This is a genomic window from Thalassotalea psychrophila (genome assembly GCF_031583595.1).
In the GTDB taxonomy this organism is placed as follows: Bacteria; Pseudomonadota; Gammaproteobacteria; order Enterobacterales; family Alteromonadaceae; genus Thalassotalea_A; species Thalassotalea_A psychrophila.
Genome location: NZ_CP134145.1, coordinates 1,101,014 through 1,125,882, shown reverse-complemented (window position 1 = coordinate 1,125,882; position 24,869 = coordinate 1,101,014). Strand labels below are relative to the sequence as shown.

Genomic DNA, 24,869 nt, shown 5'->3' with positions numbered 1-24,869 from the left:
TTACATTTATCTTTAACTTTAAATAAGTTGCGGATATTGATCACTTTGCATCTCTATTAATCTTGATTCACAGCGGGCAAATTCAAAACTCAGTTTTTCGCCATAATAAAGATTTAGAATATCAACTTCACTGCTAATAATTAGCTCTATATTTTGATCATAAAATTCATCCACTAAGGCAATAAACCGCCTTGCTTCGTCATCTTTTGAATGCATACCAGTAAATATATTTTCGCTGCGTTGATAACCTTCTTCAGTCCCTGAGGCCACATGGTCGAGTACTTTTCCTGAAAACTGTGGAACATTGGCGACAAATACGGTCTTAAACTGTTTGGCTAAAGCGATGTAATCAAGTTGACTGCGGGCACCTTTGCACAACATTGAGAAATTAAAATAGATGATATTATTTTCCCTAGCCAAGTACGTTAACTCTCTAGAGTTCACTTCAAGAACGCCAGATTGCAAACCTTTATTAGTTCGCTGATAAAACTGTTCTTCTAAAAAGTTCTTCGAGGATTCTAATGGATAGATATAACGAGCGTATTTTTGCTGATGCAAACGGTGATCTTTTTCACCATTCACACTGACAACCTGACAATATTTATTAAGTAAATCGATAGTTGGTAAAAATCGCTGTCGTTGTAAACCATTTCTATACAATTGCTCAGGCTGGCAATTAGAAGTTGTCACTAACACTACACCTTGGTTAAATAATTCAGCGAATAATCCAGCCAATATCATCGCATCACCTATATCAGAAACAAAAAACTCATCAAAACACAGTACATCGATATCAACCGCTAAGTTTTTAGCAATAACGGATAACGGATTCACTTGACCAACAAGTTCGGCTAATTGTTGATGAGTTTGCGCCATAAAATGATGAAAGTGCATGCGCTGTTTTTTTGATGTCATAAGGTTTTGGTAAAATAAATCCATCATCATGGTTTTACCACGCCCGACTTTGCCCCACAGGTAAATACCTTTTAATGGCTGCTGTTGAGAAAACCGTTTAAACCAAGAACGCTTACTAAGTCGTGACTTTAATTTCGTTTTAGGCTGCGCACTTAAATGCTGAGTTAATAACTCTAAGGCCTTTATGGCATTGCTTTGCGCATCATCAAAATTTAATTGACCTTCATTAATCAATTGCTGGTATTTTTCGCTTAATGACATAAAAAATGGTTTATTTTATCTAGGTAAGAGTTAAATGGCATTCGTTATTATAGTTCCCCTATTCCAATAAATGACAGAAAAATAGTACGGTTTTGCCTACAAGAATCAACTACCTACACACTTAATTACAACTTAACGCAAATAATTGCATTTTATCCCATCAGTTGTTGACTATTCAATGCCGCTATATATGATGTACCGCTTAATAAAATACCTATTTATTCAATTAAAATAATTTCGTAAATATCATTCACAACATTTTGGGATATTCAATGAACTTAAGAAGTCTATTCATTGCAGCGTCATTCACTGCATTGTTCGTATCACCTGCGCAAGCAACCGTGGTAAAACAAAGCAAAGGCGATTTTGAAGATAAATTTCGCCAGTTAGAAGAAATTCTGCCAACACCAAACGATTACCGTAACGCCGCAGGTGAGCCTGGTAAAGAATACTGGCAACAGCAAGTTGATTATAAAATCAAAGTACAACTTGATGAAGCAAACCGTCGTTTATCTGCCAAGCAAACAGTAACCTATCACAACAACTCGCCGTACCGTTTAAAATATTTATGGTTACAGCTTGAGCAAAACCGCTTCAAAGCAGACTCAATGTCTGAATTAACCGGTGATTTTGGTGGTATTGGTCGTCGCGGCCCTGCAACTAGCAAACCTAGCGGTAGCAAGCCGGCAAAAATCAGTTTTGCCGAGCTGCGTAAGCAACAGTTTTATGCCGATAATACCCTTGGTTACGATGTATTTAATGTTACCGATAAGCGTGGTAAAGCATTAAAAGTAACGTTAGTGGGTAGCCAAGCACGTATCGATTTAAATGAAGCGCTTGATGCTGGTGACGACATTACTTTTAATATCGATTTCGCCTTTAATATCTTAGAAGAAAATGCAGTTTCAGCGCGAGCTGGGTACGAGCACTTCCCTGATGATGCTCGTGAAGGCGGTAATGATATTTTCTTATTAGCCCAATGGTTCCCTCGTTTGGCGGCATTTTCAGATTATGAAGCATGGCACAACAAAGAATTTTTAGGCCGTGGTGAATTCACATTAGAGTTTGGTAACTACGATGTAGAAATGACCGTACCTGCTGATCACATTGTTGCCTCTACTGGTGTTTTGCAAAACGAAAGTAAAGTATTAACTAAACAGCAACGTCAACGTTTAGAACAAGCTAAAACAGCTAAACGCCCAGTATTTATTGTTAGCGAAGAAGAAGCGCTAGAAAACGAAAAAGCGGGCACAAACAAATCTAAAACATGGCACTTTAAAGCTGAAAACGTACGTGACTTTGCTTGGTCTTCATCACGTAAATTCATTTGGGATGCCAAAGGCTACGCCCAAGGTGGTGATGAGCAAGAGCACGTTATGGCAATGTCATACTTTCCAAAAGAAGGTGGTGACTTATGGAAGAAGTACTCTACTGAATCTGTAATTCATACTATGGATGTATACTCACGTTATACATTTGATTACCCATACCCAGTTGCTATCAGTGTAAATGGTCCAGTTGGCGGCATGGAATATCCTATGATCAGCTTTAATGGCCCACGTACTAAATGGCATGAAGATGGCACTCGTACATATACATTGGCAGAAAAACGCTTTTTAATTGGTGTTGTTATCCATGAAGTGGGTCACAACTATTTCCCAATGATCGTAAACTCTGATGAGCGTCAATGGACTTGGATGGATGAAGGTCTAAACAGCTTTTTAGATGGTGTTGCCGGTCGTGAATGGGACCATACAATTCCATGGGGTGTTGAACCTCGCGATATTATTGGTTACATGAAATCTGATGTACAAGTACCTGTTATGACGCAATCAGACAGCGTATTAAACCTTGGTCCAAATGCTTATACAAAACCCGCTGCTGCGTTAAATATATTACGCGAAGTTATTATGGGTCGTGAGTTATTTGATTTCGCTTTTCAAGAGTACGCCGTTCGTTGGAAAAACAAACGTCCTACGCCGTCTGACTTTTTCCGCACCATGGAAGAAGCTTCAGGTATTGATTTAGACTGGTTCTGGTACGGTTGGTTCTATACTACAGATCACGTTGATATCTCAGTAGACAGTGTTTATAAGCTTCGTTTGGACACTAAAAACCCTGACATCGATTATGATCGTCGCCGCCAAGAATTCAATGAAAAACCATCTTCTTTGCATGTTGACCGAAACACTGCAGCAAAAGTAAAAACTTGGTTAGAGCTTAATGAAGATATTAGTGATTTTCATGATGACAATGACCGTTGGACGGTAACCAACAAAGAACGTAACAAATATAAAGAAACGCTGAACAAACTTGAACCTTGGGAGCGCAAAGCGTTTGAACGCGCGGTTAAAGAAGACAAAAATTACTACGTGATTAACTTCTCTAACTTAGGTGGTTTAGTGATGCCTATTTTACTAGACTTAACTTATGAAGATGGCAGCACAGAGTCTATGCATATTCCTGCTGAGATCTGGCGCCGTGCACCTAAAAATGTAAGCAAGTTAATTGTTACTGAAAAAGGTAAAAACTTAGTGTCTGTTACCGTTGATCCTCATTGGGAAACGGCCGATGTAAACCCAGACAATAACCATTTCCCACGTCGCATTATCGAGTCTCGTATTGAAGCATTCAAAAAAGAGAAGTCGAAAAAAATGGAATATCGCGACATTATGCACGACAGCAAAATAGAACTAAAAGAGCCAAAAGCTAAAGTTTACAAAAAGTAAATAGCTCGATTTATAACTAGATAAGGTAAATAGTAATGACATTGTACAAATTTAATCAGCAACTCGTTGCTATTTTACTTACTGTAGTAACGTTATTGATGAGCGGTTTAGCTGCTGCTCATCAGCAAAAAGAAGCTTACAGCACCATTTTATTTAACGACCGTACGCAAAACATTGAAGTGTCGCATCGTTTTTATATTCATGATGCCGAACATGCGTTAGTTAAGTTACTTAATAAACATGCTGATTTAATTGGTTCAGATGACACTCAGCAAGAATTTGCCGAATACATTCAAAATAAATTTCGCTTACTTGATGACAACAAGCAATTATTACCATTAGGCAGTGTTGGTTTTGAAATTGAAGGTAAGTTTTTTTGGGTATACCAAGAAATAAAGCAACCGACAGTATTAACAGCGGTGTATGTAAAAATGGCGGCGTTGCAAGATGTATGGCCGGGGCAAATTAATCAAATTAATGTTGAGCACAGCGATATTAAAGCGAAGAGTAAAAAGTCTCGCTCTGTTCGTATTAGTGAAAATGATGATTGGCAACGTATTACAGTAGATTAACGTTTACTATTTAATCCCCATATTCATAAAAAAAATCATCAAGTCAGAGCCAAACGGCTCTGACTTTTTTATATCTTTTCTATAACATTAAGAAAACCAACCATTTACAATTTACTTAACAAAAAACCACAGTTTTTACCTTGCTAAGCCGCTAAATATAAGTACAATCGCCCTCCAATTGTAATATCTGTTTCCTAATACCTATTTCTGGAGTCTCCTTAGTTTCATGAGAAAATTGCTTACATCCCCTGCACAATTATCGCTTAGTGATAGCGAGAACAATATTTTTCAAACAGCGTTAAAATACATAGCAGATTTATCGCTAAATTTAATGGCTGTAAAAGTAACCAACCACCCAGAAGATTTCCTCGGTTGGTGTAAAGAATTACACCACATATGTAAGCATGATTTAAACATGGACTTGCTTGATGACAAGCAATTGGCACCACTTAAAAAACTGCAAGACACTCTTGAACTAGGTATATCATTAACTCAGTTAAAAATGGTTCGTATTGCGCCTTGGCCAATATTTTATAGCATAGTTAAAGAGCAAGCCGAATTACAATCATTAACTGAACGAGTTACGTTAATGGATTATGTTGCCCAATTACGCAACCAATCATTAGAGCAAATGATTGAAGAAGACAGGTTAGTTTTTTCTGGCAAACATACAGTAAAACATGACCCAAGTATTTTCCAATTTGACGTTGAATGGTTTGGTAGCACTAAAGGCGCCAAAACGTTCCATAACTTATTGCAAAGTCACCCGCAAGACTTCGATTTAGCTCTAGCTAATATCCCTTTAGAGGGCGCAGTAAGCAAAGATCAATATCAAGCGTTTGTGAAAGACTATAAAGCTATTTTCAGTCGCCGTACCGATAACGAAAAGGCTCCGTTAGTCGTAGCAACTCGTTTATTAGCTATGCGTCGCCCTGACGTTTTCATTAACATTACTAATAATAATTTAAGCGTGCTTTGCCAAGGCTTAAATATTGCTAAGTTTAACAACCAAGACTTTGACAGCTATTACAATGATATGGTGTTGTCTCTGCACTGTTTTCATTGGCATAACCAAGCAGCGCCTACAGATGAGCAAGAATTACAATTGTGGAACATCAGAGCGATATTGGTTGATTTATTCTTATTTGCTGACGACTCACAAGCACAAAATTCAAACTACATTAAGCTGCGTGACAAGCCTAAAAAAACTACATCAGGTGTGGTAAAAGCGATGAAGCGCAGTAAAGAGTCCGCTGAAATGCTAGTAGATAAAGCATTAGAAGGTGATGATATTCCTGAGTACTTACTCGACATGCGCAGCACTATTGTAAACAGTGTAAAAGATGGTAAAAGCGTTGAGCAAGCAATTGGATTAATGCGCACTATTTTCGGATAAATACAGAGCTTAAAAAATACTTTGCACTTCAACAGGATGTAACTCTCTGCTTTCACCAGGCTTTAGAGTTACATCCAATTGTAAATTACCTATCGATTGCCGATGCAATTTCACTACTGGGTTTCTAAAGCGGCCAAACATGCGTTTGATCTGATGATACTTGCCTTCAACTAACTCAACCTTAGCAACATAGTCAGACAAAACCTCTAACTTTGCCGGTTTGGTAGTAATGTTTTCAAACTCAAAATACATACCGTTTAAAAACGCCGGGATCATATCCTCGGTCAGCTTATTCGCAAGTGTTACTTGATAACTTTTAGCTACTTTACTGTCCGGCTTTGAAAGCCTCTCTGACCAGCGACTGTCATTGGTCAGTAATAACAAACCAGACGAATTCAAATCTAATCGGCCAGCAATGTGTAATGAGCTTTTATAAGGAACGTCGAGTAAATCGATTACGGTTTTATGAAGTTCATCTTTAGTCGCACTCACCACGCCGACAGGCTTGTGTAACATTACATACTTGGCTTGGTTCGCTTGTACTATGTCACCATCTACTGTTATCAGTGAAAAACTATCAACTATTAAGTCTATGTCTAAGGCTAAACTACCATCAACAAAGACGCGTTTTTGCGCTAACAAAAGCCGCACATCTTTACGTTTGATATTAAGTTTGTCACTCAACAATTTGTCTAACCGACTTCGGCTTATCGCCACAATACTTCCTTAATAATTAATTCGTTTGGTAATAAGCTTTCAACAACGTAAAATACCCCAGTTCCTTCACCCAAATGAAATGACTTATGAGCAAGCAATTAAAATACCTTTCGGCCTATTCACCAGATGTACAGGCACAAGTAAAAACTTTGCTTACTGAAAAACGCTTAGAGAAGTTCCTGTTAAAAAAGTACCCTAAAACACACGGTATCGCTAACGATAATCAGCTTAGAGAATTTGTTCAAGACTTAAAAAATCAATATCTAAAAAAATCAGCACCGCTAAGTAAAATTACCTTCGATAATAAAATCCATGTGATCAATAACGCCCTAGGTTTGCACAGTTATGTCACTCGTGTACAAGGTGGAAAATTAAAATCGAAGAACGAAATTAAAATTGCAGCGCTTTTTAAGAAAACGCCGGTAGAGTTTTTATCAATGATCGTCGTGCATGAATTGGCGCATTTAAAAGAAAAAGAGCACAACAAGGCATTTTATAAGCTATGTCAGCATATGCTCCCGAATTATCACCAGTTAGAATTTGAACTGCGCTTATACTTAACCCAAATAGAGTTTATTGGTCCTATTTATAATTAGAGAACTAAGCTGCAAGTTGTAGCCTTGAAGCCCTATAGCCTTTTCGCCTAAAAGCCTTAATCCCTTGATGCCCTATTCCTCAATAATGAGATGGCTAATTTTATTTTTTACCCCATCCCATTCTTTTGCGTCACTTGGCGGCGCTTTTACTTCAGTGATCCTTGGCCAAATTTCTGCAAGCTCTGCATTTAGCTTAATAAACTCTTGTTGATCTGCCGGTACTTCATCTTCTTGAAATATTGCGCCTGCAGGACATTCAACCGGACACAAGTCACAATCAATACAATCATCAGGGCTTATGACTAAAAAGTTTGGCCCTTCAAAAAAAGCATCCGCTGGACATACCGCTACGCAGTCGGTGTATTTGCATTTAATACAATTGTCGGTAACAACAAAAGCCATAGAGTTCTCTAAAATAAATAGGTTAACGCTTAATTGGCTTGATCATACCTTGCTTTGCAACAATTTCAATATCTTGTTTGTAAGGAGGTCAGCTTAAGGTAAAATAATAGCTATAATACAAATTCAACTAGTTTTAGCCTTTATCTGGAATAATCATTAATGATCCGCCTTACCGACATAAAATTAGATTTAAATCATCAAGCCCACGAACTACAAGATGCCATTCTTGAGCGTTTACAGATCAGCGAAGATCAACTTGTAAATTTTTCAATGTTTAAGCGTGGCTATGACGCCCGTAGAAAAAACAAAATAATCTTAATGTATACCTTAGATGTAGACACTAAGATAAACACTGAATTATTAGCAAAATTCTCTAACGTAAGCAACGTTAAAGAAACGCCAGACACTAGCTATAAATATGTCGCGCAAGCACCCGAAAACTTGCCACAACGCCCTGTCGTTATTGGTATGGGACCATGTGGATTGTTTGTCGGTTTAGTATTAGCACAAATGGGCTTTAAGCCAATTATTTTAGAACGTGGTAAAGAAGTACGTGAACGTACTAAAGACACCTTTGGTTTCTGGCGTAAAAAAATACTTAATACTGAATCAAACGTACAGTTTGGTGAAGGCGGTGCAGGTACGTTTTCAGACGGTAAACTTTATAGCCAGGTAAAAGATCCTAAGCACTATTCGCGCAAAGTATTACACGAGTTTGTTGATGCCGGTGCACCAGAAGAAATTTTATACGTAAGTAAGCCGCATATAGGTACGTTTAAGCTGGTGACTATGGTTGAGCAAATGCGCGCTAAAATTTTCGAGCTTGGCGGCGAAGTGCGTTTTTCTCAACGTGTTGACGATATCGAAATCGTTAATGAACAGGTTCAAAGCTTAACCCTTGCTACCGGTGAAAAAATAGAAACTAACTATATTGCCTTAGCAATTGGGCATAGTGCCCGTGACACATTTAAAATGTTGTTTGATAAAGGCGTATACATTAAAGCAAAACCGTTTTCTGTTGGCTTTCGAATAGAACACGAACAAACCGTGATCGACGATGCTCGCTTTGGGAAAAATGCAGGTCACCCTATATTGGGCTCTGCCGATTATAAACTTGTACATCATTGTAAAAATGGCCGCTCGGTATACAGCTTTTGTATGTGCCCTGGCGGTACGGTAGTAGCAGCTGCATCTGAAGAAGGTCGTTTAGTCACCAATGGCATGAGCCAGTATTCTCGTCATGAACGAAATGCCAATAGCGCAATTGTTGTTGGTATTTCACCTGAAGACTATCCTGGAGATGTGTTAGCAGGTATTGAGTTTCAACGCCGTTTAGAAGAAACATCATTCAAACTTGGTGGCTCAAATTATGATGCGCCAGCGCAATTGGTTGGTGACTTTTTAGCGGGCCGCGCAAGTGGTGAGCATGGCGATGTTGTACCGTCTTATAAACCAGGCGTTACTTATTGTGATTTAAGTGAGACTTTACCACAGTACGCTATTGATGCCATTAGAGAGGCCATTCCAGCCTTTGAGCGTAAAATTAAGGGCTTCTCTATGAACGATGCAACCCTTACAGCAGTTGAAACGCGTACATCATCACCCGTGCAAATAACTCGCGATAAAGAACTGCTAACAAGCCTTAATACTAAAGGCCTTTATCCAGCGGGTGAAGGTGCAGGTTATGCAGGTGGTATATTATCTGCAGGTATTGATGGTATTAAAATTGCGGAAGCAATGGCGATTGCTATGATGAAAGACTTTGAAAGTAACAGTTAAAATATTCTAATGAAAAGCCGAACTGCAAAGTTCGGCTTTTTGGGTTCATAACGCGTATTTTTTCGCCAAGCTTATTTATTTTGCAAATAAATAGAGTTCACTTCTGCACCATCAGCAGTTTCTGATTCATCAACTTCTTCAACAGAGCTATCTTCGATACTAGTTTTAACCTTAGTTTCAGATTTAGTCTTTACTTTGCTTGAAGCTTCTTTGGCAGCCAGCTCTTCTTCTTCAAGAACAAGTTCGAAGTCAAATTTTAGTTTATCTGACTTGCTAGCCAACTCTTCTTCAGCATCATCAGTTTCTAACTGCTCTAGCTCTTGTAAATCGCTAATCGCTTTTTCTTGCTCGGCTTCGCTTAACGTAAACGACTGTTCGCTTTCGACAGTCTCCTCTGCTTGCTCGTCTGCTTCTAAAGAAGCTTTAGCGGCGGCCAGCTCGGCTTTTTTCAATTTATCTTTATATTGCTCTGCGCGGTCATCATCATGACGCTTATTACGTGCCACATGATTTGCTAACACTTGTTTAAGTTCATTTTCAGCCCAAACAACACCTTCAGCTTCGCTGGCAAAACCAGTTTGACGTTTAGACACAACTTTCTTTTTAGACGTAGCTTGACGCTGAATTTCAGCGGTCCAAGTCTTATTGCGTTTTTCAACAACTCTAAATGTATATTTTGGCGCTTTACTCATGAAAATTCCTATTCTTGCTCAGCTTCATCGCTGTCATCAAACATTGGCATCTCTAGGCCTAAAGCTCTAGCTCGTGCTTTTTCTTTGCGTTCAAATTTAGCAGTTTCTTGCTTATCTGCAAGAATGTCTGCTTTCTCATCACGAATAGAACGTTGTTCACCATGGCGTTTGTTACTGGTTTGCTGTGCACTAATAAAAGATGCAAGCTCTTGCTCTGCCCAAGTGGTCGCTTCAGATTCGCTAGTAAAGCCATCTTGTTGCTTAGAAACCACTTTTTTCTTTGACGTGATTTGACGTTCTATTTTCGCACACCAAGTATTATCACTTTGCTCGACAACATTAACGCTATATTTTTGACTCTTTGCCATGATCAACCTTACAAAAAACTGTTAAATTTGCTTGGGGAAATATATCAATCCCATAATGCCCGCTATTCTACGCTTTTATTGATCATTTCACAGCAAATTTAATGTTATAAAAATGTAATTTCAACTGTTACTCAAGGTTTACATTTTCCTCAGTGATATAAATTCAGTATACTGCGCGCCTTTCTCAATCTTTATCATTATTTTTGGTGTTACAACTATGCGTCTATTAAGAACAACCACACACCCAGACATTAATAATTTGTGTGGTCGTAGTTTTCATCGCCAAGCCGCACGAGGGATAATCTTAAACGGTGAAAATATTTTATTGCTTTATACCGAGCGTTATCATGACTATACCTTACCTGGTGGTGGCGTTGATGAAGGTGAAAATCTTGAACAAGGCTTAATACGCGAATTAATGGAAGAAACTGGCGCGGCGAACATTCGTGACATTAAGGCTTTTGGCCGCTATGAAGAGTTTCGACCTTGGTATAAAGACAATTTTGATCTAATGCATATGGAATCATTTTGTTATATCTGCAACATTGATGAAGTGCTGGGTGCAACTCAATTTGAAGCCCATGAAATTCAAAATGGCATGAAACCAATGTGGATGAATATTCATAAAGCCATCGAACATAATGAACATACAATGGCTAATAGTGATAAAAAAGGCATGTCGATAGAACGAGAAACGTTTTTACTGAAGCTTATTGTCAAAGAGCTACTTCTTTAACATCGACTTTAAATCTGCAAACGGATTGTAGGTTGCAGTATCTTGATTATTGTCACCAGCTTTTACTTCACGTGTGTATTGATCTTGGTCAGTATATTTAGCATGCTCATTATCATGACAATAAATACACAATAGCTCCCAGTTACTACCATCATTAGGGTTATTTGTATGATCATGATCTACATGATGTACGGTTAATTCTCGAATGTTTGAATATTCAAACTCACGCGCACAACGCCCACACACCCATGGAAATAGCTTTAACGCACGGTCACGATACCCCTGCTCTTTACTTTTATAATTAGCACTGGTACCAAATCTATCTGAAGACATACTTCTCTCTTTATTTATTTTGTATGTTTAGAATAATATCGTTGATATAATCACTTTACCAACAGTAATAATTACCTGAACAAATACATGACCTACATACCACTAGACGATATTAAACACGCTTGGGTGTTTCGCTTTAAAAACTTGCCTATTAGCGATCAAGATTTAAAACACATTAAAGCCATGTCACCGACTCGTTCTAGTGCATTATGGGCACAGTTTATCAGTAAACAGGTTGATCATCCCGACTTTTTCAAAGAAGGAGACTGGCCATTTAATGATGCAAGTTGGACAGATAAGGCCATGTGGGAACAAGCTTGGGAAGGTGAAAATCCAAACCTACCAGAGTTAATTACCGACCATTTAGATTGGCAAAACAATACCACCGTGTACTACTGCAACAGCAAAAAACAAGTATTAGAAACTACTTGGGTTGTATTTAAGCGCTGTTGGAAAAACTTTTTAATGATGGACGATGGACCGATACTTATCGGTAAAAAACGCTCTGAAGTTGTGCAATTTTTATCTGATGGAACGTTCAAAATTGGCCACAAGTAAGAAAACCAATATGCATCAGCGTAACCGCCATAACGACGGTTACGACTTTAATGAGTTAGTTAAAACTTACCCTAAACTTAAAGCCTTTGTACATACCAATAAATATCAAAATTTAACTATCGATTTTGCCAACAGCAATGCGGTAAAAGCATTAAATTCCGCATTACTTGCGCATCACTACCAAATCCAAAGCTGGGATATTCCTGCGGGGTATTTATGCCCACCAATTCCAGGCAGAGTAGACTACATTCATTATCTGGGTGATTTACTCAAAGCTACCAATAACAACAAAATACCCCATGGCAATAAAGTTAAGGTACTAGACATAGGCACTGGCGCAAGCTGTATTTACCCAATACTTGGTCAACGGCAAAATGGCTGGCAATTTGTCGGCAGTGATATTGACCCAACATCTATAGCAACAGCCAATAAAAATATAGCCAACAATGAAAGTTTAATAGGCTCTATAGAATGTCGACTACAGGAAAATAGCGATAATATCTTTGCTAACATCATTCAAGAGAATGAGTCCTTTGCCCTAACACTGTGTAACCCGCCTTTTCATAAATCGTTAAGCGACGCAACAAAAGGCAGTGAGCAGAAATGGCAAAACCTAAATAAAGTCGATGAAACTAAATCTGTTAACTTAAACTTTGGTGGTCAAAAAGCAGAGCTATGGTGTGATGGCGGTGAACTTAAATTTATTCGCAAAATGATCATCGAGAGTAAACAATACCAACAACAAGTACTTTGGTTTAGCTGTTTAGTATCTAAAAGCGATAATATTAAACCATTGAAATTAGCCTTAAGTAAATCAAAGGCTAAGCAAGTAAAGGTAATTAAAATGGCACAAGGCAATAAGATAAGCCGCTTTATTGCCTGGAATTTTTTATCCCCCCTGCAACAGCAAGATTGGTGCGCTGAACACTTTTAACTAATATACCAATCCGTATAACGATCTGATCATTACGCGAACTGGTATTAGTTTGAGGTTAATGTTGCTGTAACCAATCGGTTATTATCGGAAAGTGATCTTTTATCGCTTTTGGGCTAGTCAAAATATCGATATGTCCATAGTCAATAGCATTACCGTTGCGCTTTGCTAACAATGAAAACTTGGCATTGCTATTTTTTGTCTCTTCAATAAAGTATTTAACATCAATTTGATTGCCTAATATCGAGTCGTTAATACCGGTAAGGTGCCATGTTGGCGGCCAAATTATATCACTAGCTGCAGATTGGTAATCAAAACCATCTAAAGGGTCATGCCATGGGCCTTTATTAACCCAACGAATGCTGTGAGCTAATGATTTCTTGGTTTCATTATCGGCACCAATATTATACTTTATCGCATCTAAAAAGCCTTTTCGTTTGGCTAATTTAGGTGCAATGCGATTATAAAACAAATCAACTTTAAGCAGTTTTTCAAAACCACCAATGGTGATAGAGCGTTTAGTTCCAAAACACAAATTACTGCGAACTTTCGCAAGGTTTTCACTATGCCTAGCTAACACACTGGCCACTAGTACGCCGCCCCATGAGTGCGAAACCAAATGCATCGTTTGGCCGGTTTGATTAAACACATAATCAATTAGTAACGGAATATCGTGAGTAATTGCCTCATATTGGCCATAATCGGATTCAGCGTTAATTAGTGGAGTGCTTAATCCTCTGCCACGTAAATCCATGACATACACATCAAATCCTTGTTCAGCTAAATAACAGCCTAAACCTTTGCCTTGTTCGTTATAAAATATACGACCATTTTCTATCGCACCATGCACCATTAATATTGGTGCACCACCGGTGTTCTTATAGATATGCCTTAGATGTAATTGGTGACCTTGGTCTTCAATAAAAACTGACTCTTGCTGCATGGCTGTATTTATTAACTCGCAATCTGGTATGACCAGACAATATACGAGGTTATTTTTACAAGTGCAAGCTTAGTTAATATGTTCTGTACTTTGAAAAACAGTCCACTTCACCCCAAGAGCAACGGCATAAGTGAATTTTTCTTGATAAAGGTCGCTGTCATCATTTTTAGCACCTTGCCAAAAACCTAGCTGAGTACCAACAAATACCATTAAACTTTTAGTCAGTTGAAAACGATTAGCAATTGACATCTTAGTACCTAAGTAACCACCTAACGATTGATAGTAATCACGCTCACTATTTACGTATTTCGCATCAACATCATAAAAATATTGATGGGTTTTAGCACTGGCAAAAGTCGGCGAAACACTAAAATAAAAACGAGAATTGTCAAACAACAAATTATCACTCCTGTATGACACTTCCGGTTGAAATACATAACCACGGTGATGGACATCACTGAAGTCAGTTGAAAATACTGAACGAAACTGTAAATTTAACCAAGTGTCGCTTACCTTGCTATCGTGTAATAAAAAGCTCGCTTCAGGGCCAATTTCAAACATAAAATCAAGATCAGGCATACCCTCTCTTATTTTAGAATCTTCAGAGTCGGCATTAAATGCTGCGCCTAATGATACATCAAGTTTAAAACGCTCTTTTTCTACAGCTATCGCTTTAATTAATGACTCATCACCAATGCGAATTTTTTCGCCACGATAAATAACAAAAGGCAAAGGTAAAAATTTATTTTGGTAATCAGTAGCAGCAGGATAAATGGGCCCACGAAACGCCGCAGAAAATACACCAACTTCCCAAACAGGTTTGCCGGCAGTTGTGTCGACACTTAATGCACCACCTTGATTAGCGTGGGCATTGATCATCAAAATAAATGCACATACAAATGTTGTGATCTTTAATTGAAAGTATTTCATCAATGATTACAGCTCTGATTGTTATAGTTTATTGGTGCAATAATTAAGGGTTTACTTTATTAGCGTTGCATTAACGCAGAATAAGCGCAGCACTAGAAAATGAAATGCCTTCCCACCCTAACTTTATAAATGTTCGAATATTGCCATGATCATCAGCATTTGGATAAAGTAATACATCTTCTCGATAGAATTTACCAAAGCAAGCTAAGGTTTGTTTTTCATTTAAATTGTTTAGTAAAGCAAAGGAAAAAATTTTACAAGAGCCTTCATTCGTTCCTGCACTATTAATCAACTCACCATTAGTAAAGGTCACTGGTGTATAAATGTAGCACTCATTAATAATGTTCATCACATCATTAAATTCAATTGTCTTTGGTGAGGTTTTTAGTTGCTGTAAAAAAGTCGATAAAGGCATTGGGTTCTCGTTGTTCATATTTGTACTAAAGAGCTAGTATAACCACAGCTTTTCGTAGAACAAACGAAAAAATAGGATCATTTAAACTATTTTATCCGCTTTTATTAAACAATAATTTACTGCATTATTAATTCAAGCCTATACCAACTCCGATAATTTATTGGCCAATTTAGAGCTGTGAAAGAGGAGGGAGAACAACCGAAATATGTTTTGATATAGTCATTCTATATAAAATAAATTTGGGGTGGTTATCTCGCCTCTTTCAAGCTCCCGAAGGGCGAGTTTAAAAAATTTATATACTGCGTTATTGAATTTGACAAGGGAACACCATTCTCTGCAATCAATGCCTTGTATATAAACCTTTTAATTCTCGCTAAATGGTCAATAAATTATCGGACTTGGTATTCAGTTAAATAGATAAATGAAGAGAGTATTAAATGAAAATTATTGCCCTAGCCGCCACATCAAGTTCAAAGTCGATAAACAAAACATTAGTTTCTTATGCCGCTAATTTAGTTGAAAACAGCGAAGTTGAAGTATTGGATTTAAATGATTATGAACTGCCATTGTTTAGTGAAGATAAAGAAGCTGAATTAGGCCAACCTGAATTAGCTAAAGCATTCTTTGACAAATTAGGTAGCGGTGATGTAATAATGATCTCTTTTGCAGAGCACAACGGTAGTTATACTGCTGCCTACAAAAACATTTTTGACTGGGCTTCACGCATAGATCAAAAAGTTTTTCAAAATAAACCAATGATATTATTGTCTACTTCACCTGGCCCAGGCGGTGCTGGTAGTGTATTGGCAGCAGCTACAGGCTCAGCTCCATTCTTTGCTGGCGATGTTAAAGGTAGTTTTAAAGTACCAAGTTTTTATGACAATTTTGATCTGCAAAATAATCAGTTTATTAACCAAGAATTACATCAAGAATTAAGTTCAGTAGTAGCAAAACTTTAATCATTTTATTGATTTTAACTTGCTGCACTAACCATATGAATATCTCGTTGTGGGTACGGTATTTTAATATTAGCGGCATCTAACGCTTCATAAATAACAGCATTAGCCTGATATTTTGAGGCGTGATAGCTTTTTGTTGGTACCCATAAACGTATGCCTATTACTATCGAGTTATCGCCAAATTCATCGATGCCAACTTGCGGTTTTTTATGCTCACTACATGCGTCTATATTTTCAATTAAAGGCGCTAGCATGTTAATGACTTCTAATGGATTATGTTGATAAGCTATACCAACAGATAACTCCATTAACGAGTCATGGGCTGAGTTATGTAAAACTTCACCAACTATGTGTTTATTTGGAATAGTTATTTCAACTCCATCCTCATTTTCCAAAATGGTATAAGCCAGCAATACCTCTTTAACAATTCCACTAACACCTTGCACTTTAATGGTATCACCAACAACAAAAGGCCGAACGATGATGATATTAAAACCGGCGGCATAATTTGCTAACAATCCTTGTAGCGCCAAACCAACACCTAACGATAAAGCACCAAGCGTAGCAATAAATGGCGTAATACTTATACCTAATTTACCCAAAGCAACTATGGTAATTAGTAATACCAAGATCATTTTAGTCGCGCTTGCAAGGAAACTACTTAAGGTAACATCGAGTTTATGGCGATCACATAGTTTTAACACCCAATTAGAAATTTTACCGGCAATGAAATAACCGATTAAGAAAATTAGGAAAGCCCCGATTAACTGAAAGGTGTAATTTGCAAAAAATTCAATTGCTACTTCATAAAACTGATTAACTAAATCAAGTTCTTCTTTAATTAAATCAGTAGGGTTAAAAGTATTAGATGTTGAATTTGTCGAATCAGGAGTTGCAGCTGCCATAGTACCTAAGATGTATTGTTATAATTCAATACATTATAGGTACTATTAAAAGATTTGGCGAATAACTATAAATTACTTATATCTGGCTTTTCCATATTTAATGAACGTATCTCTTCAAGAGTTTGCTTCTCTAAACTCTCAAGATTTTTACCATGTGGCATAGGTAACCTTGTAACAGGATCTAGTGCAACAAAAACAATACTATCAGCTAAACAAATTGTCTTTTTAGTGGCTTTATTACGCACTACGCAGGTTACAGTAATAGAGCTGCGACCAACTGATTTTGTTTTCAAACCAAATTCAACAATATCCCCTTGCATAGCTGGTGACTGAAAGCTTATTTCACTTATATGCTTAGTCACCAAACAGGTAGTTTCCAACTGACAAATTGCATATATGGCCGCTTCTTCATCAATCCATTCAAGAGCTCGACCACCAAATAACGAATTGGCATAATTTAAGTCATTGGGCATCACCAATCGACGAGATAAAAAGCGCATATTTACTCCTAAACTATTCAATATTCTATTAATTATAACGACTTATCGTATTTTTACTAAAGCGTAATAAACAACGAGTAAGCAATAACCCACATAAGTAACGCAACCAACAAGTTAATGCCTCGTTGTACCTTTGTTTGACTCAACCAAGGAGACATTTTAGCTGCCGCTAACGACAATGCGTAAAACCAAGTTATCGAAGCCAACAAAGTGCCAATCAGAAACGCCATTTTATCAGCATCGGCAAATTTACCACTGATACTACCAATGATCACTACCGTATCTAAATAAGCATGCGGGTTTAATAAGGTTACTGCTAAAGTGGTAAAAATAACCGCTTTACGGGTACTCGGTTTTACTTGTTTGAGCATGTCATCTTTACTGGCAAAATAAAAATTCTTAAAGAAAATTAAGCCATAAACAGTTAAAAAGATAATACCAGCCCAAGTGATTATTTCAGCCAACATGCTGCTACTATTTATTAACGCACCACCGCCAAACACACCTAGGGACATCAAAATAAAGTCACACACAATACAAATAGTCGCGGCCATTAAATGGTGATTGCGCTTAATACTTTGACTTAAAACGTATGAGTTTTGTACGCCAATTGGGATAATTAAACCGGCGCCAATAACGAAGCCTTTCAACATAGGTAGTAAAGATATAGTAGACATTGGCGTTCCTCAAAACTAAAGCCATTATTAATGCAGCTAGATTAAGTAAAACAACCATTTAAGTAAAATTAAATAAACTTAACTATTATTAGTTTTACTTATACAATAGATACAAATATAAATATTAGACTGAGAAACTAATGCGCCCACTTGATTACAAACTTATTCATGCCCTTGATACGGTCATTACCGAGCAAAGTTTTGAAAGTGCCGCACTGGTGTTAAACATCACTCAATCTGCTATTTCACAACGAATAAAACAACTTGAGCAGTTAGTTGCAAAACCGGTTTTAATTCGCAGCCAGCCTTTACAAGCAACTACTGCGGGGCAAAAGCTGTTGGCTCATTTTCGCAAGGTTCGCCAATTAGAATATGATCTAGCTGGTGACATCATGCCCGATAACGCACCAGACTCTATTCCAATATCAATTGCAGTAAATGCCGATACCTTAGCCAGCTGGTTTATTCCGGCGTTAACACCACTATTGAACAGCCATTCGATAGAGTTAAATATTCAAGTAACCAATGAGGCTGATACGCAAAAATTATTAAAAAAAGGCGAGGTATTAGCGGCTATAAGTTCACAAAAAAGCAGTTTTGCTGGAGTAAAAGTTGAGTACATTGGCACTATAGATTATATACTTTGTGCCAATAGTGACTATATAAATAAGTACTTTAAAGACGGTTTGAGCATTGAAAATTTAAATAAAGCACCCTGCGTTGATTATGACCAAAGAGATAAAATGCACAGTGATTATTTAAAAAAATATTTCTCCATAGAACAAGCTATTTATCCATGCCATCGTATTCGTTCTTCAGAGGTAGTGGTAACCATGGCACTTGCAGGTCTTGCCTATGCTTTGATCCCCACTACACAAGCGAGTGAACATTTAGCCAGTGGCGCACTAATTGAGTTAGCGCCAGATAAGCGCTTACCAATGCCACTTTATTGGCATAGTTGGGCTTTAGAGCGGGGTGTACAAAAGTTAATAACCAAAACAATCAGCAACTATGGCCACACTCATTTCAATCACAACAGTCAATAAAGAGTTGAGCAGTAAAGTAATGCGAACAGGAAAACGATTAAGTCAAATAAACGCAATGATCACCGACAATTACCAAGATATTTGGGATTGTTGTTGTGATCATGGTTTGTTAGGTATTGAGCTGCTAAAACGCAAAGCAGCAAGCACCATTCACTTTGCTGATATTTCTGCACCACTTATCGATAAATTAGAACTGGTATTACGACAGTTTTTCAGTAGTGATGATTATCTTAATCTTTGGCAAGTTCATACTATTGATGTAGCTAAAATCCCTGTGCGTGCGGGTACCCCTTGTAATCACAATAAAGCTAAACAAAGCAAAGCTGAACAATTGATCATCATTGCCGGGGTTGGTGGCGACTTATTAATTGAGTTAGTGCAAAGTATTTGCAATAAAAACCCAAACACCACATTAGAATTTATTTTATGCCCTGTACATCACAACTATAAAGTTAGAACAGCACTCATTGATTTAAACTGCAGCTTAGTTAATGAATGCATCGTAAAAGAAAACAATCGCTTTTATGAAATTATCCACGTAACCACCAGCGAATATCAAGAGTCAGCATTGCCAATTTCAAGTGTCGGTTCAACCATGTGGAATTTTGACAATAATGAGCACCAACAATACTTTGCACAAAGGGTAAACCATTATTCAAAAATGCAGAAAAATACAAACATTGATGCTGAAAAAATTATTCAAGCCTATAAAAGTTTAAAATATGAAACCAAATAACAAAAACACTAGCTCTAGCCTGACTAAGAACACTGAAAAACAATTAGTCAGATTATTAACCGATATTTGTGAACAACATAAATTTATAACCCATGGCTTTAATTGGCTAACTCATACGCTGGATAATAAAAGCAGAATGACCAGCTTGCAGGTTATTTGTGTTTTTGAAGATCAACAAGCGTTAAATCAAGCGACGTTAACCAAGCAAACAGACCAATTAAGAGATGATATTTTAATCGCACTACAGACATTAAATATTAATATCAGTGCTGCAGACAAATTAGTAAAATTCGGTATTGAAGAGCATTACCAAGGCTACCAGTAAGGTAACCTTGGTACTAGGTACTTGGCAAAGTCTAAAAGGCTTTAAAGGCTAAGAATATAATCAAGGCCACCGGTAATTGCCGCAACTTGTGCAACAATACAGTTTTCACCGTCCACTTTCGGGCTATCCGGGTACACTTCGGTTGTAGTACAGTACGTTGCGTTACTTAAACCAGCACATAAACTAAGCTCTTTGCAAGGGTAATTAATAACACCAAACTGCTCTAGAGTTACGCCTATTAATTTTCCGTCATCATCGCTAGGCGCGATATGTGTTACCTGTTGCACCGATTTAATAATTGCTGATTGAAAATCAGCTTCTGGTCTAAGGGTATCGCCAACACCATAAAAGCCATCAGGTATGTTCCAATTTTTTTGCACATTAGCATCACGAGCAGCAAGTGCAGGTCTAAACTCACTGTTGTCTGTATCGGTGGTTTCGTGCAAGTCAAAATGAGCAAAAATTTCAATTCCTAAACCGTTTATACATTGCATCAACAATGCTGACTCTTGCGCAGGACTATTAGCATAAAACGAGCGGTTAGGATCAATAGCATCAACATTCCAGCGGTTAATGGTTTCATAACCCCAAGGGCTAACACAAGGAGCCACTACAATATTAAAATTATCAGAGTATTGCTGTGCTTTAGTTTCTATAAAGCGAATAGCACCTTGTACACCGCTAGTTTCATAACCATGTACGCCACCGGTAACTAATATGGTTGCTTTACTTGCATCAAAATTACGAGTTTTTATTACATACAAAGGATAGGTATTGGCGGCATAATCAAGCTCACCATATTGCTCAACATCAAAATTAGCTTTTAAAGCATCAATTTTACTAACCACTTCTTGCTGATATGAGCGCTTAATGGTTTGCATAGCTAACCATTGGGCTTTTTCAGCATCGCCCCACTTTTGTCCAGGAGTGCCAATAGGATATTGATCATTATTAAGTTGAGTTGTCATTTAAGTACCTGCAAATATAGCAAAAAATTAAAACGCTATATTTGCACCGCTTAGCGTAATATGCAACTAATCTATTCCTAAAAATCCGCCAGTTTGATGTGACCATAACTGTGCATAAATGCCTTTTTGATTAATTAACTGCTGATGACTACCCTGCTCGACAATTTTCCCTTTATCTAAAACAATTAAACGGTCCATTGCTGCAATAGTCGATAATCGATGCGCAATAGCGATTACAGTTTTACCTTCCATTAAAGTGTATAAACTCTCTTGGATGGCAGCCTCAACTTCAGAATCTAGGGCTGACGTTGCTTCATCAAGTAATAAAATAGGGGCATTTTTTAATAATACACGGGCAATAGCAATACGCTGCCTTTGACCTCCAGAGAGTTTAACACCACGCTCACCCACTTGAGCATCTAAGCCTTTATTGCCAAACGGGTCGGTAAGAGTGGCAATAAATTCAGTGGCTTGAGCATCTCCTATAGCCTTTAATAACTCATCTTCGTTAGCATCGGGTTTACCATATAAAATATTCTCTCGAATTGAGCGATGTAAAAGCGATGTATCTTGGGTAACCATGCCTATATGGGCTCGTAATGAATCTTGTAATACATCACTAATGCATTGGTTATCTATTAAAATTTGACCTTGCTCAACATCATAAAAGCGCATTAGTAAATTAACTAACGTTGACTTACCTGCACCAGACCGGCCAACCAAACCAATCTTTTCACCGGCTTTGATATTTAATTGTAAATGATCGATTACGCCAATATTTTCACCGTAGTGAAAACTAACATTGTTAAAGTCTATTGCACCATAATCAACATTGATCACTCTAGCATTGTCTTTATCCTTAATTGCAATTGGCTTAGATAACGTATTCATACCATCGGCAACAGTACCTATATTTTCAAATAAAGAGCTAACTTCCCACATTATCCACTGCGACATACTACTTAATCTTAAAACTAGAGCAATCGCTACGGCAATTGCTCCTGTGGTGATTGCACTTTGAGTCCAAAGCCAAATTGCCATGGCGGAGATAGCAAAAATAAGCAAATAATTAACAAACTGAACACTCACATTAATACCGGTAACCAAGCGCATTTGTTTATACACTGTTTGCAAAAATCCTTGCATGCTCTGCTTAGCGTATAGTGCTTCTTGTTCGGTGTGGGCAAATAATTTTACCGTGGCTATGTTGGTATAACTGTCAACGATGCGTCCAGTCATTAGTGAACGAGCATCAGCTTGCTCTGTCGATACCTTTTTAAGGTTTGGCAAAAACTTCCATTGTATTAATATATAAAGCACAAGCCACACTAACATTGGCCAAAGCAGCCGGATATCAGATTGAGCGATCATGACTAGCATTGTTGAAAAGTACACAAAGATATAGACCAAAACATCCAATGTTTTAGTAACTGTTTCCCTTACGGCTAATGAAGTCTGCATAACTTTTGTTGCTACCCTACCGGCGAAATCATTTTGATAAAAAGACACGCTTTGTTTGAGTAAATATCGATGCGCTAGCCAGCGAATCGACATAGGGTAATTTCCTAATAAACCTTGATAAATAACCAGCGCATGCAATAAAACAAATAATGGAATAACAACCAGAATTAGCACTGACATAAGAATCAACTGCTGACCATGGTCTTGCCAAAGTGTTTGTGGCGAACTGCTGGCAAGAATATCAACTAACTCTCCCATAAAACCAAAGAGCGAAACTTCTAAAATAGCCAAGGTTGCAGTAAGCAAAGACATTAATATTAACGGTAATTCGAAGCCTTTGGTGTAATGCCGACAAAAAGCAAACAGACTCGTTGGAGGTCGTTCTACAGGCTTGTCAGGTAAGGCATTCACCCAAGATTCAAAACGTTTAAACATAAAAATTCAACCAGTATGTGTGTATCGCTATAACAATATAGCGTTAATGATAGCAGTAATTTATATGCACTACTTTTCTTCTGAATCGTAAAAATTTTGCTTCGAACGCATCGGCTCTATATTAATAATTTTTGACCTATTCATGGTTATTTTAAAACGCTGCATATACTGCTGATTAAGTTTATTGCGCTGTACTAATACTAAGTTTAATTGATAGCGCCGCTCTACGCCTTGGTTCGATATTTTACTGCCATCGACCGTATACAACCGTCCTTCCCCTTTTTTCAAATAGCGAGTAAAAGGCGTTAAGTTAAATATGTATTGGTTTTTAATCTCTTCAAAGCCAGGCATAAAATCTTTAGCAATAACTTTTGCGTCACACCTGAAATGTAATAGCTGTGCATCTTGCTTATTTTGGCGGCGACGTTTTTGTAATAGCTTATCAACATAATCAGGCAAGTGTTTATTAGCAATGTATTCTAGCCAAATGGTTTGCGATGAAAGTTTATTTTTGGTCAGGCTATTGCTAAACAAATGTTGCCACTTAGGCCGACCATGTTGAATTTTACGCCAAATATAACTGGTTATATCTTCTTTAAAGGTTTCGCGAATACCGTAAATTAAACCTAAAAAAGCAATTAGAACTAAGCTCACTTCAGTAAACGCTGAACGTGCGCTTAATACAATCGACATCACAAATGCCATTATAACCGCTGTAATAGTACCTCGTACTAAACGCTTTAAATTAGCGTTCAAATTATTAGTTCGCCGTTTAAATACTACTCCTACTTCGCCTAAACGTTGCAATAAGCGCATTTTATTGGTGATCCTATTTGGATCTGCCAAGGTTATTTTTGAATTATATTGATTGTCTTCTCGATACTGATTTTCTTCTTTACATAGCGCAAATAACGCTTCGCGTTGTTCAGCCTGTTCGCTACTTTTAGGACCACTGGCGAGTAAATTTAAAAACGCTTGCTCGGTCTTCCAGCTTAAATAATTATCTACATTTTCAAAGTAAGAACTTAATTTTTGATCAGGGGGAGTATAACGACGCAGCTTTTTTAATAAATTTTTGGTTTGTTCAGCAAGTTCACTTACATGCTGATAAAACTCATCTGTAGCCTCAATTTTTAATGCTTGTTTAATATCTCTTTCTAGGGCGATTCTAAACTGAAACGAAAATAAATTTAAGTTACTACGATAATCAGTTTGTTCGCCTTTGGTTTGACTGATAAAGCGACTGCGCACAAGTGGCAAATGAACTTGTTCGGAAAAGTAGGCACTGTAACTTTTTATACTACTGTGAAAGTAATTTTCTTCCGTGAGGGTACTTGGGCCTATACCCATTTCATCCGGAATAGAAAAATACAAATCTAGGCTTTGAAATTCTTGCGGGTGTAATTGTTGGCTTATTCTAAATGATAAGTTTTCATCCTGAGTAAGGGTGATTTTTTTCAATGTTTTACTTTACTCCTAGGGTAATCAACAATAGTTTTAATGGTAACTTAAGTATCTGCCTGTTTTGGCTTTTTTGCTATAGACATTTATTCGATAAGTTAATCTTTAGCAAAAAAACGG

General features: G+C 37.4%; 27 protein-coding genes. 12 read left to right on the top strand and 15 right to left on the bottom strand.

The genetic code is table 11. The annotated features are described in order from the left end of the window. Positions 1-18: 18 nt before the first annotated feature. The gene (gene zapE, locus RGQ13_RS04755; RefSeq protein WP_348392417.1) at positions 19-1,176 is read right to left on the bottom strand and encodes a cell division protein ZapE; all 1,158 of its coding nucleotides are present in this window, start codon (positions 1,174-1,176) and stop codon (positions 19-21) included. 272 nt (positions 1,177-1,448) lie between these two features. Here zapE and RGQ13_RS04750 point away from each other — a divergent pair, with 272 nt between their 5' ends. The 3 genes from RGQ13_RS04750 to RGQ13_RS04740 all read left to right on the top strand — a co-directional run bounded on the left by RGQ13_RS04750 (position 1,449) and on the right by RGQ13_RS04740 (position 5,873). Beyond that, a complete protein-coding gene (locus RGQ13_RS04750; RefSeq protein WP_348392416.1) occupies positions 1,449-3,905 on the top strand; it encodes a M1 family metallopeptidase in 2,457 nt (818 codons plus the stop codon). Positions 3,906-3,940: 35 nt separating this feature from the next. Beyond that, positions 3,941-4,477 (top strand): DUF6702 family protein, encoded by a 537-nt coding sequence (locus RGQ13_RS04745; RefSeq protein WP_348392415.1) that lies wholly within the window; start codon positions 3,941-3,943, stop codon positions 4,475-4,477. 226 nt (positions 4,478-4,703) lie between these two features. Continuing rightward, complete coding sequence (locus RGQ13_RS04740; protein ID WP_348392414.1) at positions 4,704-5,873, top strand: hypothetical protein; 1,170 nt, start codon at positions 4,704-4,706, stop codon at positions 5,871-5,873. Positions 5,874-5,882: 9 nt separating this feature from the next. Here the strand turns inward: RGQ13_RS04740 and RGQ13_RS04735 are convergent, their stop codons facing one another. Then, entirely contained in the window at positions 5,883-6,590 is a 708-nt protein-coding gene (locus RGQ13_RS04735; RefSeq protein ID WP_348392413.1) for a pseudouridine synthase, read from the bottom strand. A gap of 86 nt (positions 6,591-6,676) precedes the next feature. On the opposite strand from RGQ13_RS04735, the gene RGQ13_RS04730 reads away from it, so the two are divergent. Further along, positions 6,677-7,186 (top strand): YgjP-like metallopeptidase domain-containing protein, encoded by a 510-nt coding sequence (locus tag RGQ13_RS04730; RefSeq protein WP_348392412.1) that lies wholly within the window; start codon positions 6,677-6,679, stop codon positions 7,184-7,186. Positions 7,187-7,258: 72 nt separating this feature from the next. Here the strand turns inward: RGQ13_RS04730 and fdxA are convergent, their stop codons facing one another. After that, positions 7,259-7,588, bottom strand: coding sequence for a ferredoxin FdxA (gene fdxA / locus RGQ13_RS04725; protein ID WP_348392411.1), 330 nt, complete (start codon positions 7,586-7,588; stop codon positions 7,259-7,261). A gap of 159 nt (positions 7,589-7,747) precedes the next feature. On the opposite strand from fdxA, the gene RGQ13_RS04720 reads away from it, so the two are divergent. Beyond that, positions 7,748-9,367 carry an NAD(P)/FAD-dependent oxidoreductase gene (locus tag RGQ13_RS04720; RefSeq protein WP_348392410.1) on the top strand — a complete coding sequence of 540 codons (1,620 nt, stop codon included), beginning with the start codon at positions 7,748-7,750 and terminating at the stop codon, positions 9,365-9,367. 71 nt (positions 9,368-9,438) lie between these two features. On the opposite strand, the gene RGQ13_RS04715 is transcribed toward RGQ13_RS04720, so the two are convergent. Then, a complete protein-coding gene (locus RGQ13_RS04715; RefSeq protein WP_348392409.1) occupies positions 9,439-10,059 on the bottom strand; it encodes a DUF3622 domain-containing protein in 621 nt (206 codons plus the stop codon). A gap of 8 nt (positions 10,060-10,067) precedes the next feature. Then, on the bottom strand, positions 10,068-10,427 hold the full coding sequence (locus tag RGQ13_RS04710; RefSeq protein WP_348392408.1) for a DUF3622 domain-containing protein: 360 nt from the start codon (positions 10,425-10,427) through the stop codon (positions 10,068-10,070). A gap of 217 nt (positions 10,428-10,644) precedes the next feature. Here RGQ13_RS04710 and RGQ13_RS04705 point away from each other — a divergent pair, with 217 nt between their 5' ends. Further along, entirely contained in the window at positions 10,645-11,163 is a 519-nt protein-coding gene (locus RGQ13_RS04705) for an NUDIX hydrolase (RefSeq protein WP_348392407.1), read from the top strand. On the opposite strand, the gene RGQ13_RS04700 is transcribed toward RGQ13_RS04705, so the two are convergent. Then, positions 11,152-11,496 (bottom strand): YajD family HNH nuclease, encoded by a 345-nt coding sequence (locus tag RGQ13_RS04700; protein ID WP_348392406.1) that lies wholly within the window; start codon positions 11,494-11,496, stop codon positions 11,152-11,154. The genes RGQ13_RS04705 and RGQ13_RS04700 overlap by 12 nt on opposite strands. Before the next feature lie 87 nt (positions 11,497-11,583). On the opposite strand from RGQ13_RS04700, the gene RGQ13_RS04695 reads away from it, so the two are divergent. Together RGQ13_RS04695 and rlmF are read left to right on the top strand one after the other, a co-directional pair. Beyond that, complete coding sequence (locus RGQ13_RS04695) at positions 11,584-12,054, top strand: DUF2947 domain-containing protein (RefSeq protein ID WP_348392405.1); 471 nt, start codon at positions 11,584-11,586, stop codon at positions 12,052-12,054. A 10-nt stretch (positions 12,055-12,064) separates the two neighbouring features. Beyond that, complete coding sequence (gene rlmF / locus RGQ13_RS04690) at positions 12,065-12,988, top strand: 23S rRNA (adenine(1618)-N(6))-methyltransferase RlmF (RefSeq protein WP_348392404.1); 924 nt, start codon at positions 12,065-12,067, stop codon at positions 12,986-12,988. Between the two features lie 58 nt (positions 12,989-13,046). On the opposite strand, the gene RGQ13_RS04685 is transcribed toward rlmF, so the two are convergent. The 3 genes from RGQ13_RS04685 to RGQ13_RS04675 form a co-directional block, all read right to left on the bottom strand. Beyond that, a complete protein-coding gene (locus RGQ13_RS04685) occupies positions 13,047-13,931 on the bottom strand; it encodes an alpha/beta hydrolase (RefSeq protein ID WP_348392403.1) in 885 nt (294 codons plus the stop codon). 69 nt (positions 13,932-14,000) lie between these two features. Continuing rightward, positions 14,001-14,861 (bottom strand): MipA/OmpV family protein, encoded by an 861-nt coding sequence (locus RGQ13_RS04680; RefSeq protein ID WP_348392402.1) that lies wholly within the window; start codon positions 14,859-14,861, stop codon positions 14,001-14,003. Between the two features lie 70 nt (positions 14,862-14,931). Further along, positions 14,932-15,294 carry a HopJ type III effector protein gene (locus tag RGQ13_RS04675; protein ID WP_348392401.1) on the bottom strand — a complete coding sequence of 121 codons (363 nt, stop codon included), beginning with the start codon at positions 15,292-15,294 and terminating at the stop codon, positions 14,932-14,934. 419 nt (positions 15,295-15,713) lie between these two features. Between RGQ13_RS04675 and RGQ13_RS04670 the strand changes: the two genes are divergently transcribed. After that, complete coding sequence (locus RGQ13_RS04670; protein WP_348392400.1) at positions 15,714-16,235, top strand: NADPH-dependent FMN reductase; 522 nt, start codon at positions 15,714-15,716, stop codon at positions 16,233-16,235. Between the two features lie 14 nt (positions 16,236-16,249). Here RGQ13_RS04670 and RGQ13_RS04665 read toward each other — a convergent pair whose 3' ends face one another. The 3 genes from RGQ13_RS04665 to RGQ13_RS04655 form a co-directional block, all read right to left on the bottom strand. After that, positions 16,250-17,140 (bottom strand): mechanosensitive ion channel family protein, encoded by an 891-nt coding sequence (locus tag RGQ13_RS04665; protein WP_348392399.1) that lies wholly within the window; start codon positions 17,138-17,140, stop codon positions 16,250-16,252. 65 nt (positions 17,141-17,205) lie between these two features. Continuing rightward, entirely contained in the window at positions 17,206-17,640 is a 435-nt protein-coding gene (locus RGQ13_RS04660; protein WP_348392398.1) for an acyl-CoA thioesterase, read from the bottom strand. 56 nt (positions 17,641-17,696) lie between these two features. After that, entirely contained in the window at positions 17,697-18,317 is a 621-nt protein-coding gene (locus RGQ13_RS04655; RefSeq protein ID WP_348392397.1) for a LysE/ArgO family amino acid transporter, read from the bottom strand. Positions 18,318-18,457: 140 nt separating this feature from the next. Here RGQ13_RS04655 and RGQ13_RS04650 point away from each other — a divergent pair, with 140 nt between their 5' ends. The 3 genes from RGQ13_RS04650 to RGQ13_RS04640 are packed head-to-tail and all read left to right on the top strand — an operon-like array spanning position 18,458 to position 20,424. Beyond that, positions 18,458-19,363 (top strand): LysR family transcriptional regulator ArgP, encoded by a 906-nt coding sequence (locus tag RGQ13_RS04650; protein ID WP_348392396.1) that lies wholly within the window; start codon positions 18,458-18,460, stop codon positions 19,361-19,363. A 19-nt stretch (positions 19,364-19,382) separates the two neighbouring features. Beyond that, on the top strand, positions 19,383-20,099 hold the full coding sequence (locus RGQ13_RS04645) for a tRNA (adenine(22)-N(1))-methyltransferase (RefSeq protein WP_348392395.1): 717 nt from the start codon (positions 19,383-19,385) through the stop codon (positions 20,097-20,099). After that, positions 20,086-20,424, top strand: coding sequence for a hypothetical protein (locus RGQ13_RS04640; protein WP_348392394.1), 339 nt, complete (start codon positions 20,086-20,088; stop codon positions 20,422-20,424). Before RGQ13_RS04645 ends, RGQ13_RS04640 begins: the two co-directional genes overlap by 14 nt. A 41-nt stretch (positions 20,425-20,465) precedes the next feature. Here RGQ13_RS04640 and RGQ13_RS04635 read toward each other — a convergent pair whose 3' ends face one another. The 3 genes from RGQ13_RS04635 to RGQ13_RS04625 all read right to left on the bottom strand — a co-directional run bounded on the left by RGQ13_RS04635 (position 20,466) and on the right by RGQ13_RS04625 (position 24,749). Beyond that, on the bottom strand, positions 20,466-21,392 hold the full coding sequence (locus RGQ13_RS04635) for a M14 family metallopeptidase (protein WP_348392393.1): 927 nt from the start codon (positions 21,390-21,392) through the stop codon (positions 20,466-20,468). 66 nt (positions 21,393-21,458) lie between these two features. Continuing rightward, complete coding sequence (locus tag RGQ13_RS04630) at positions 21,459-23,288, bottom strand: ABC transporter ATP-binding protein (RefSeq protein ID WP_348392392.1); 1,830 nt, start codon at positions 23,286-23,288, stop codon at positions 21,459-21,461. Positions 23,289-23,357: 69 nt separating this feature from the next. Continuing rightward, the gene (locus RGQ13_RS04625) at positions 23,358-24,749 is read right to left on the bottom strand and encodes a hypothetical protein (protein WP_348392391.1); all 1,392 of its coding nucleotides are present in this window, start codon (positions 24,747-24,749) and stop codon (positions 23,358-23,360) included. Positions 24,750-24,869 lie beyond the last annotated feature (120 nt).

Excerpts from the sequence above, each read along its gene's own strand:
- RGQ13_RS04670 (WP_348392400.1), top strand. The coding sequence starts at position 15,714 with ATGAAAATTATTGCCCTAGCCGCCACATCAAGTTCAAAGTCGATAAAC.
- RGQ13_RS04745 (WP_348392415.1), top strand. The coding sequence starts at position 3,941 with ATGACATTGTACAAATTTAATCAGCAACTCGTTGCTATTTTACTTACT.
- fdxA (WP_348392411.1), bottom strand. The coding sequence starts at position 7,588 with ATGGCTTTTGTTGTTACCGACAATTGTATTAAATGCAAATACACCGAC.
- RGQ13_RS04645 (WP_348392395.1), top strand. The coding sequence starts at position 19,383 with ATGCGAACAGGAAAACGATTAAGTCAAATAAACGCAATGATCACCGAC.
- RGQ13_RS04750 (WP_348392416.1), top strand. The coding sequence starts at position 1,449 with ATGAACTTAAGAAGTCTATTCATTGCAGCGTCATTCACTGCATTGTTC.
- rlmF (WP_348392404.1), top strand. The coding sequence starts at position 12,065 with ATGCATCAGCGTAACCGCCATAACGACGGTTACGACTTTAATGAGTTA.
- RGQ13_RS04635 (WP_348392393.1), bottom strand. The coding sequence starts at position 21,392 with ATGACAACTCAACTTAATAATGATCAATATCCTATTGGCACTCCTGGA.
- RGQ13_RS04665 (WP_348392399.1), bottom strand. The coding sequence starts at position 17,140 with ATGGCAGCTGCAACTCCTGATTCGACAAATTCAACATCTAATACTTTT.
- RGQ13_RS04630 (WP_348392392.1), bottom strand. The coding sequence starts at position 23,288 with ATGTTTAAACGTTTTGAATCTTGGGTGAATGCCTTACCTGACAAGCCT.
- RGQ13_RS04695 (WP_348392405.1), top strand. The coding sequence starts at position 11,584 with ATGACCTACATACCACTAGACGATATTAAACACGCTTGGGTGTTTCGC.
- RGQ13_RS04700 (WP_348392406.1), bottom strand. The coding sequence starts at position 11,496 with ATGTCTTCAGATAGATTTGGTACCAGTGCTAATTATAAAAGTAAAGAG.
- RGQ13_RS04675 (WP_348392401.1), bottom strand. The coding sequence starts at position 15,294 with ATGAACAACGAGAACCCAATGCCTTTATCGACTTTTTTACAGCAACTA.
- RGQ13_RS04730 (WP_348392412.1), top strand. The coding sequence starts at position 6,677 with ATGAGCAAGCAATTAAAATACCTTTCGGCCTATTCACCAGATGTACAG.
- RGQ13_RS04660 (WP_348392398.1), bottom strand. The coding sequence starts at position 17,640 with ATGCGCTTTTTATCTCGTCGATTGGTGATGCCCAATGACTTAAATTAT.
- RGQ13_RS04740 (WP_348392414.1), top strand. The coding sequence starts at position 4,704 with ATGAGAAAATTGCTTACATCCCCTGCACAATTATCGCTTAGTGATAGC.
- RGQ13_RS04715 (WP_348392409.1), bottom strand. The coding sequence starts at position 10,059 with ATGAGTAAAGCGCCAAAATATACATTTAGAGTTGTTGAAAAACGCAAT.
- RGQ13_RS04680 (WP_348392402.1), bottom strand. The coding sequence starts at position 14,861 with ATGAAATACTTTCAATTAAAGATCACAACATTTGTATGTGCATTTATT.
- RGQ13_RS04685 (WP_348392403.1), bottom strand. The coding sequence starts at position 13,931 with ATGCAGCAAGAGTCAGTTTTTATTGAAGACCAAGGTCACCAATTACAT.
- zapE (WP_348392417.1), bottom strand. The coding sequence starts at position 1,176 with ATGTCATTAAGCGAAAAATACCAGCAATTGATTAATGAAGGTCAATTA.
- RGQ13_RS04720 (WP_348392410.1), top strand. The coding sequence starts at position 7,748 with ATGATCCGCCTTACCGACATAAAATTAGATTTAAATCATCAAGCCCAC.
- RGQ13_RS04655 (WP_348392397.1), bottom strand. The coding sequence starts at position 18,317 with ATGTCTACTATATCTTTACTACCTATGTTGAAAGGCTTCGTTATTGGC.
- RGQ13_RS04710 (WP_348392408.1), bottom strand. The coding sequence starts at position 10,427 with ATGGCAAAGAGTCAAAAATATAGCGTTAATGTTGTCGAGCAAAGTGAT.
- RGQ13_RS04640 (WP_348392394.1), top strand. The coding sequence starts at position 20,086 with ATGAAACCAAATAACAAAAACACTAGCTCTAGCCTGACTAAGAACACT.
- RGQ13_RS04705 (WP_348392407.1), top strand. The coding sequence starts at position 10,645 with ATGCGTCTATTAAGAACAACCACACACCCAGACATTAATAATTTGTGT.
- RGQ13_RS04650 (WP_348392396.1), top strand. The coding sequence starts at position 18,458 with ATGCGCCCACTTGATTACAAACTTATTCATGCCCTTGATACGGTCATT.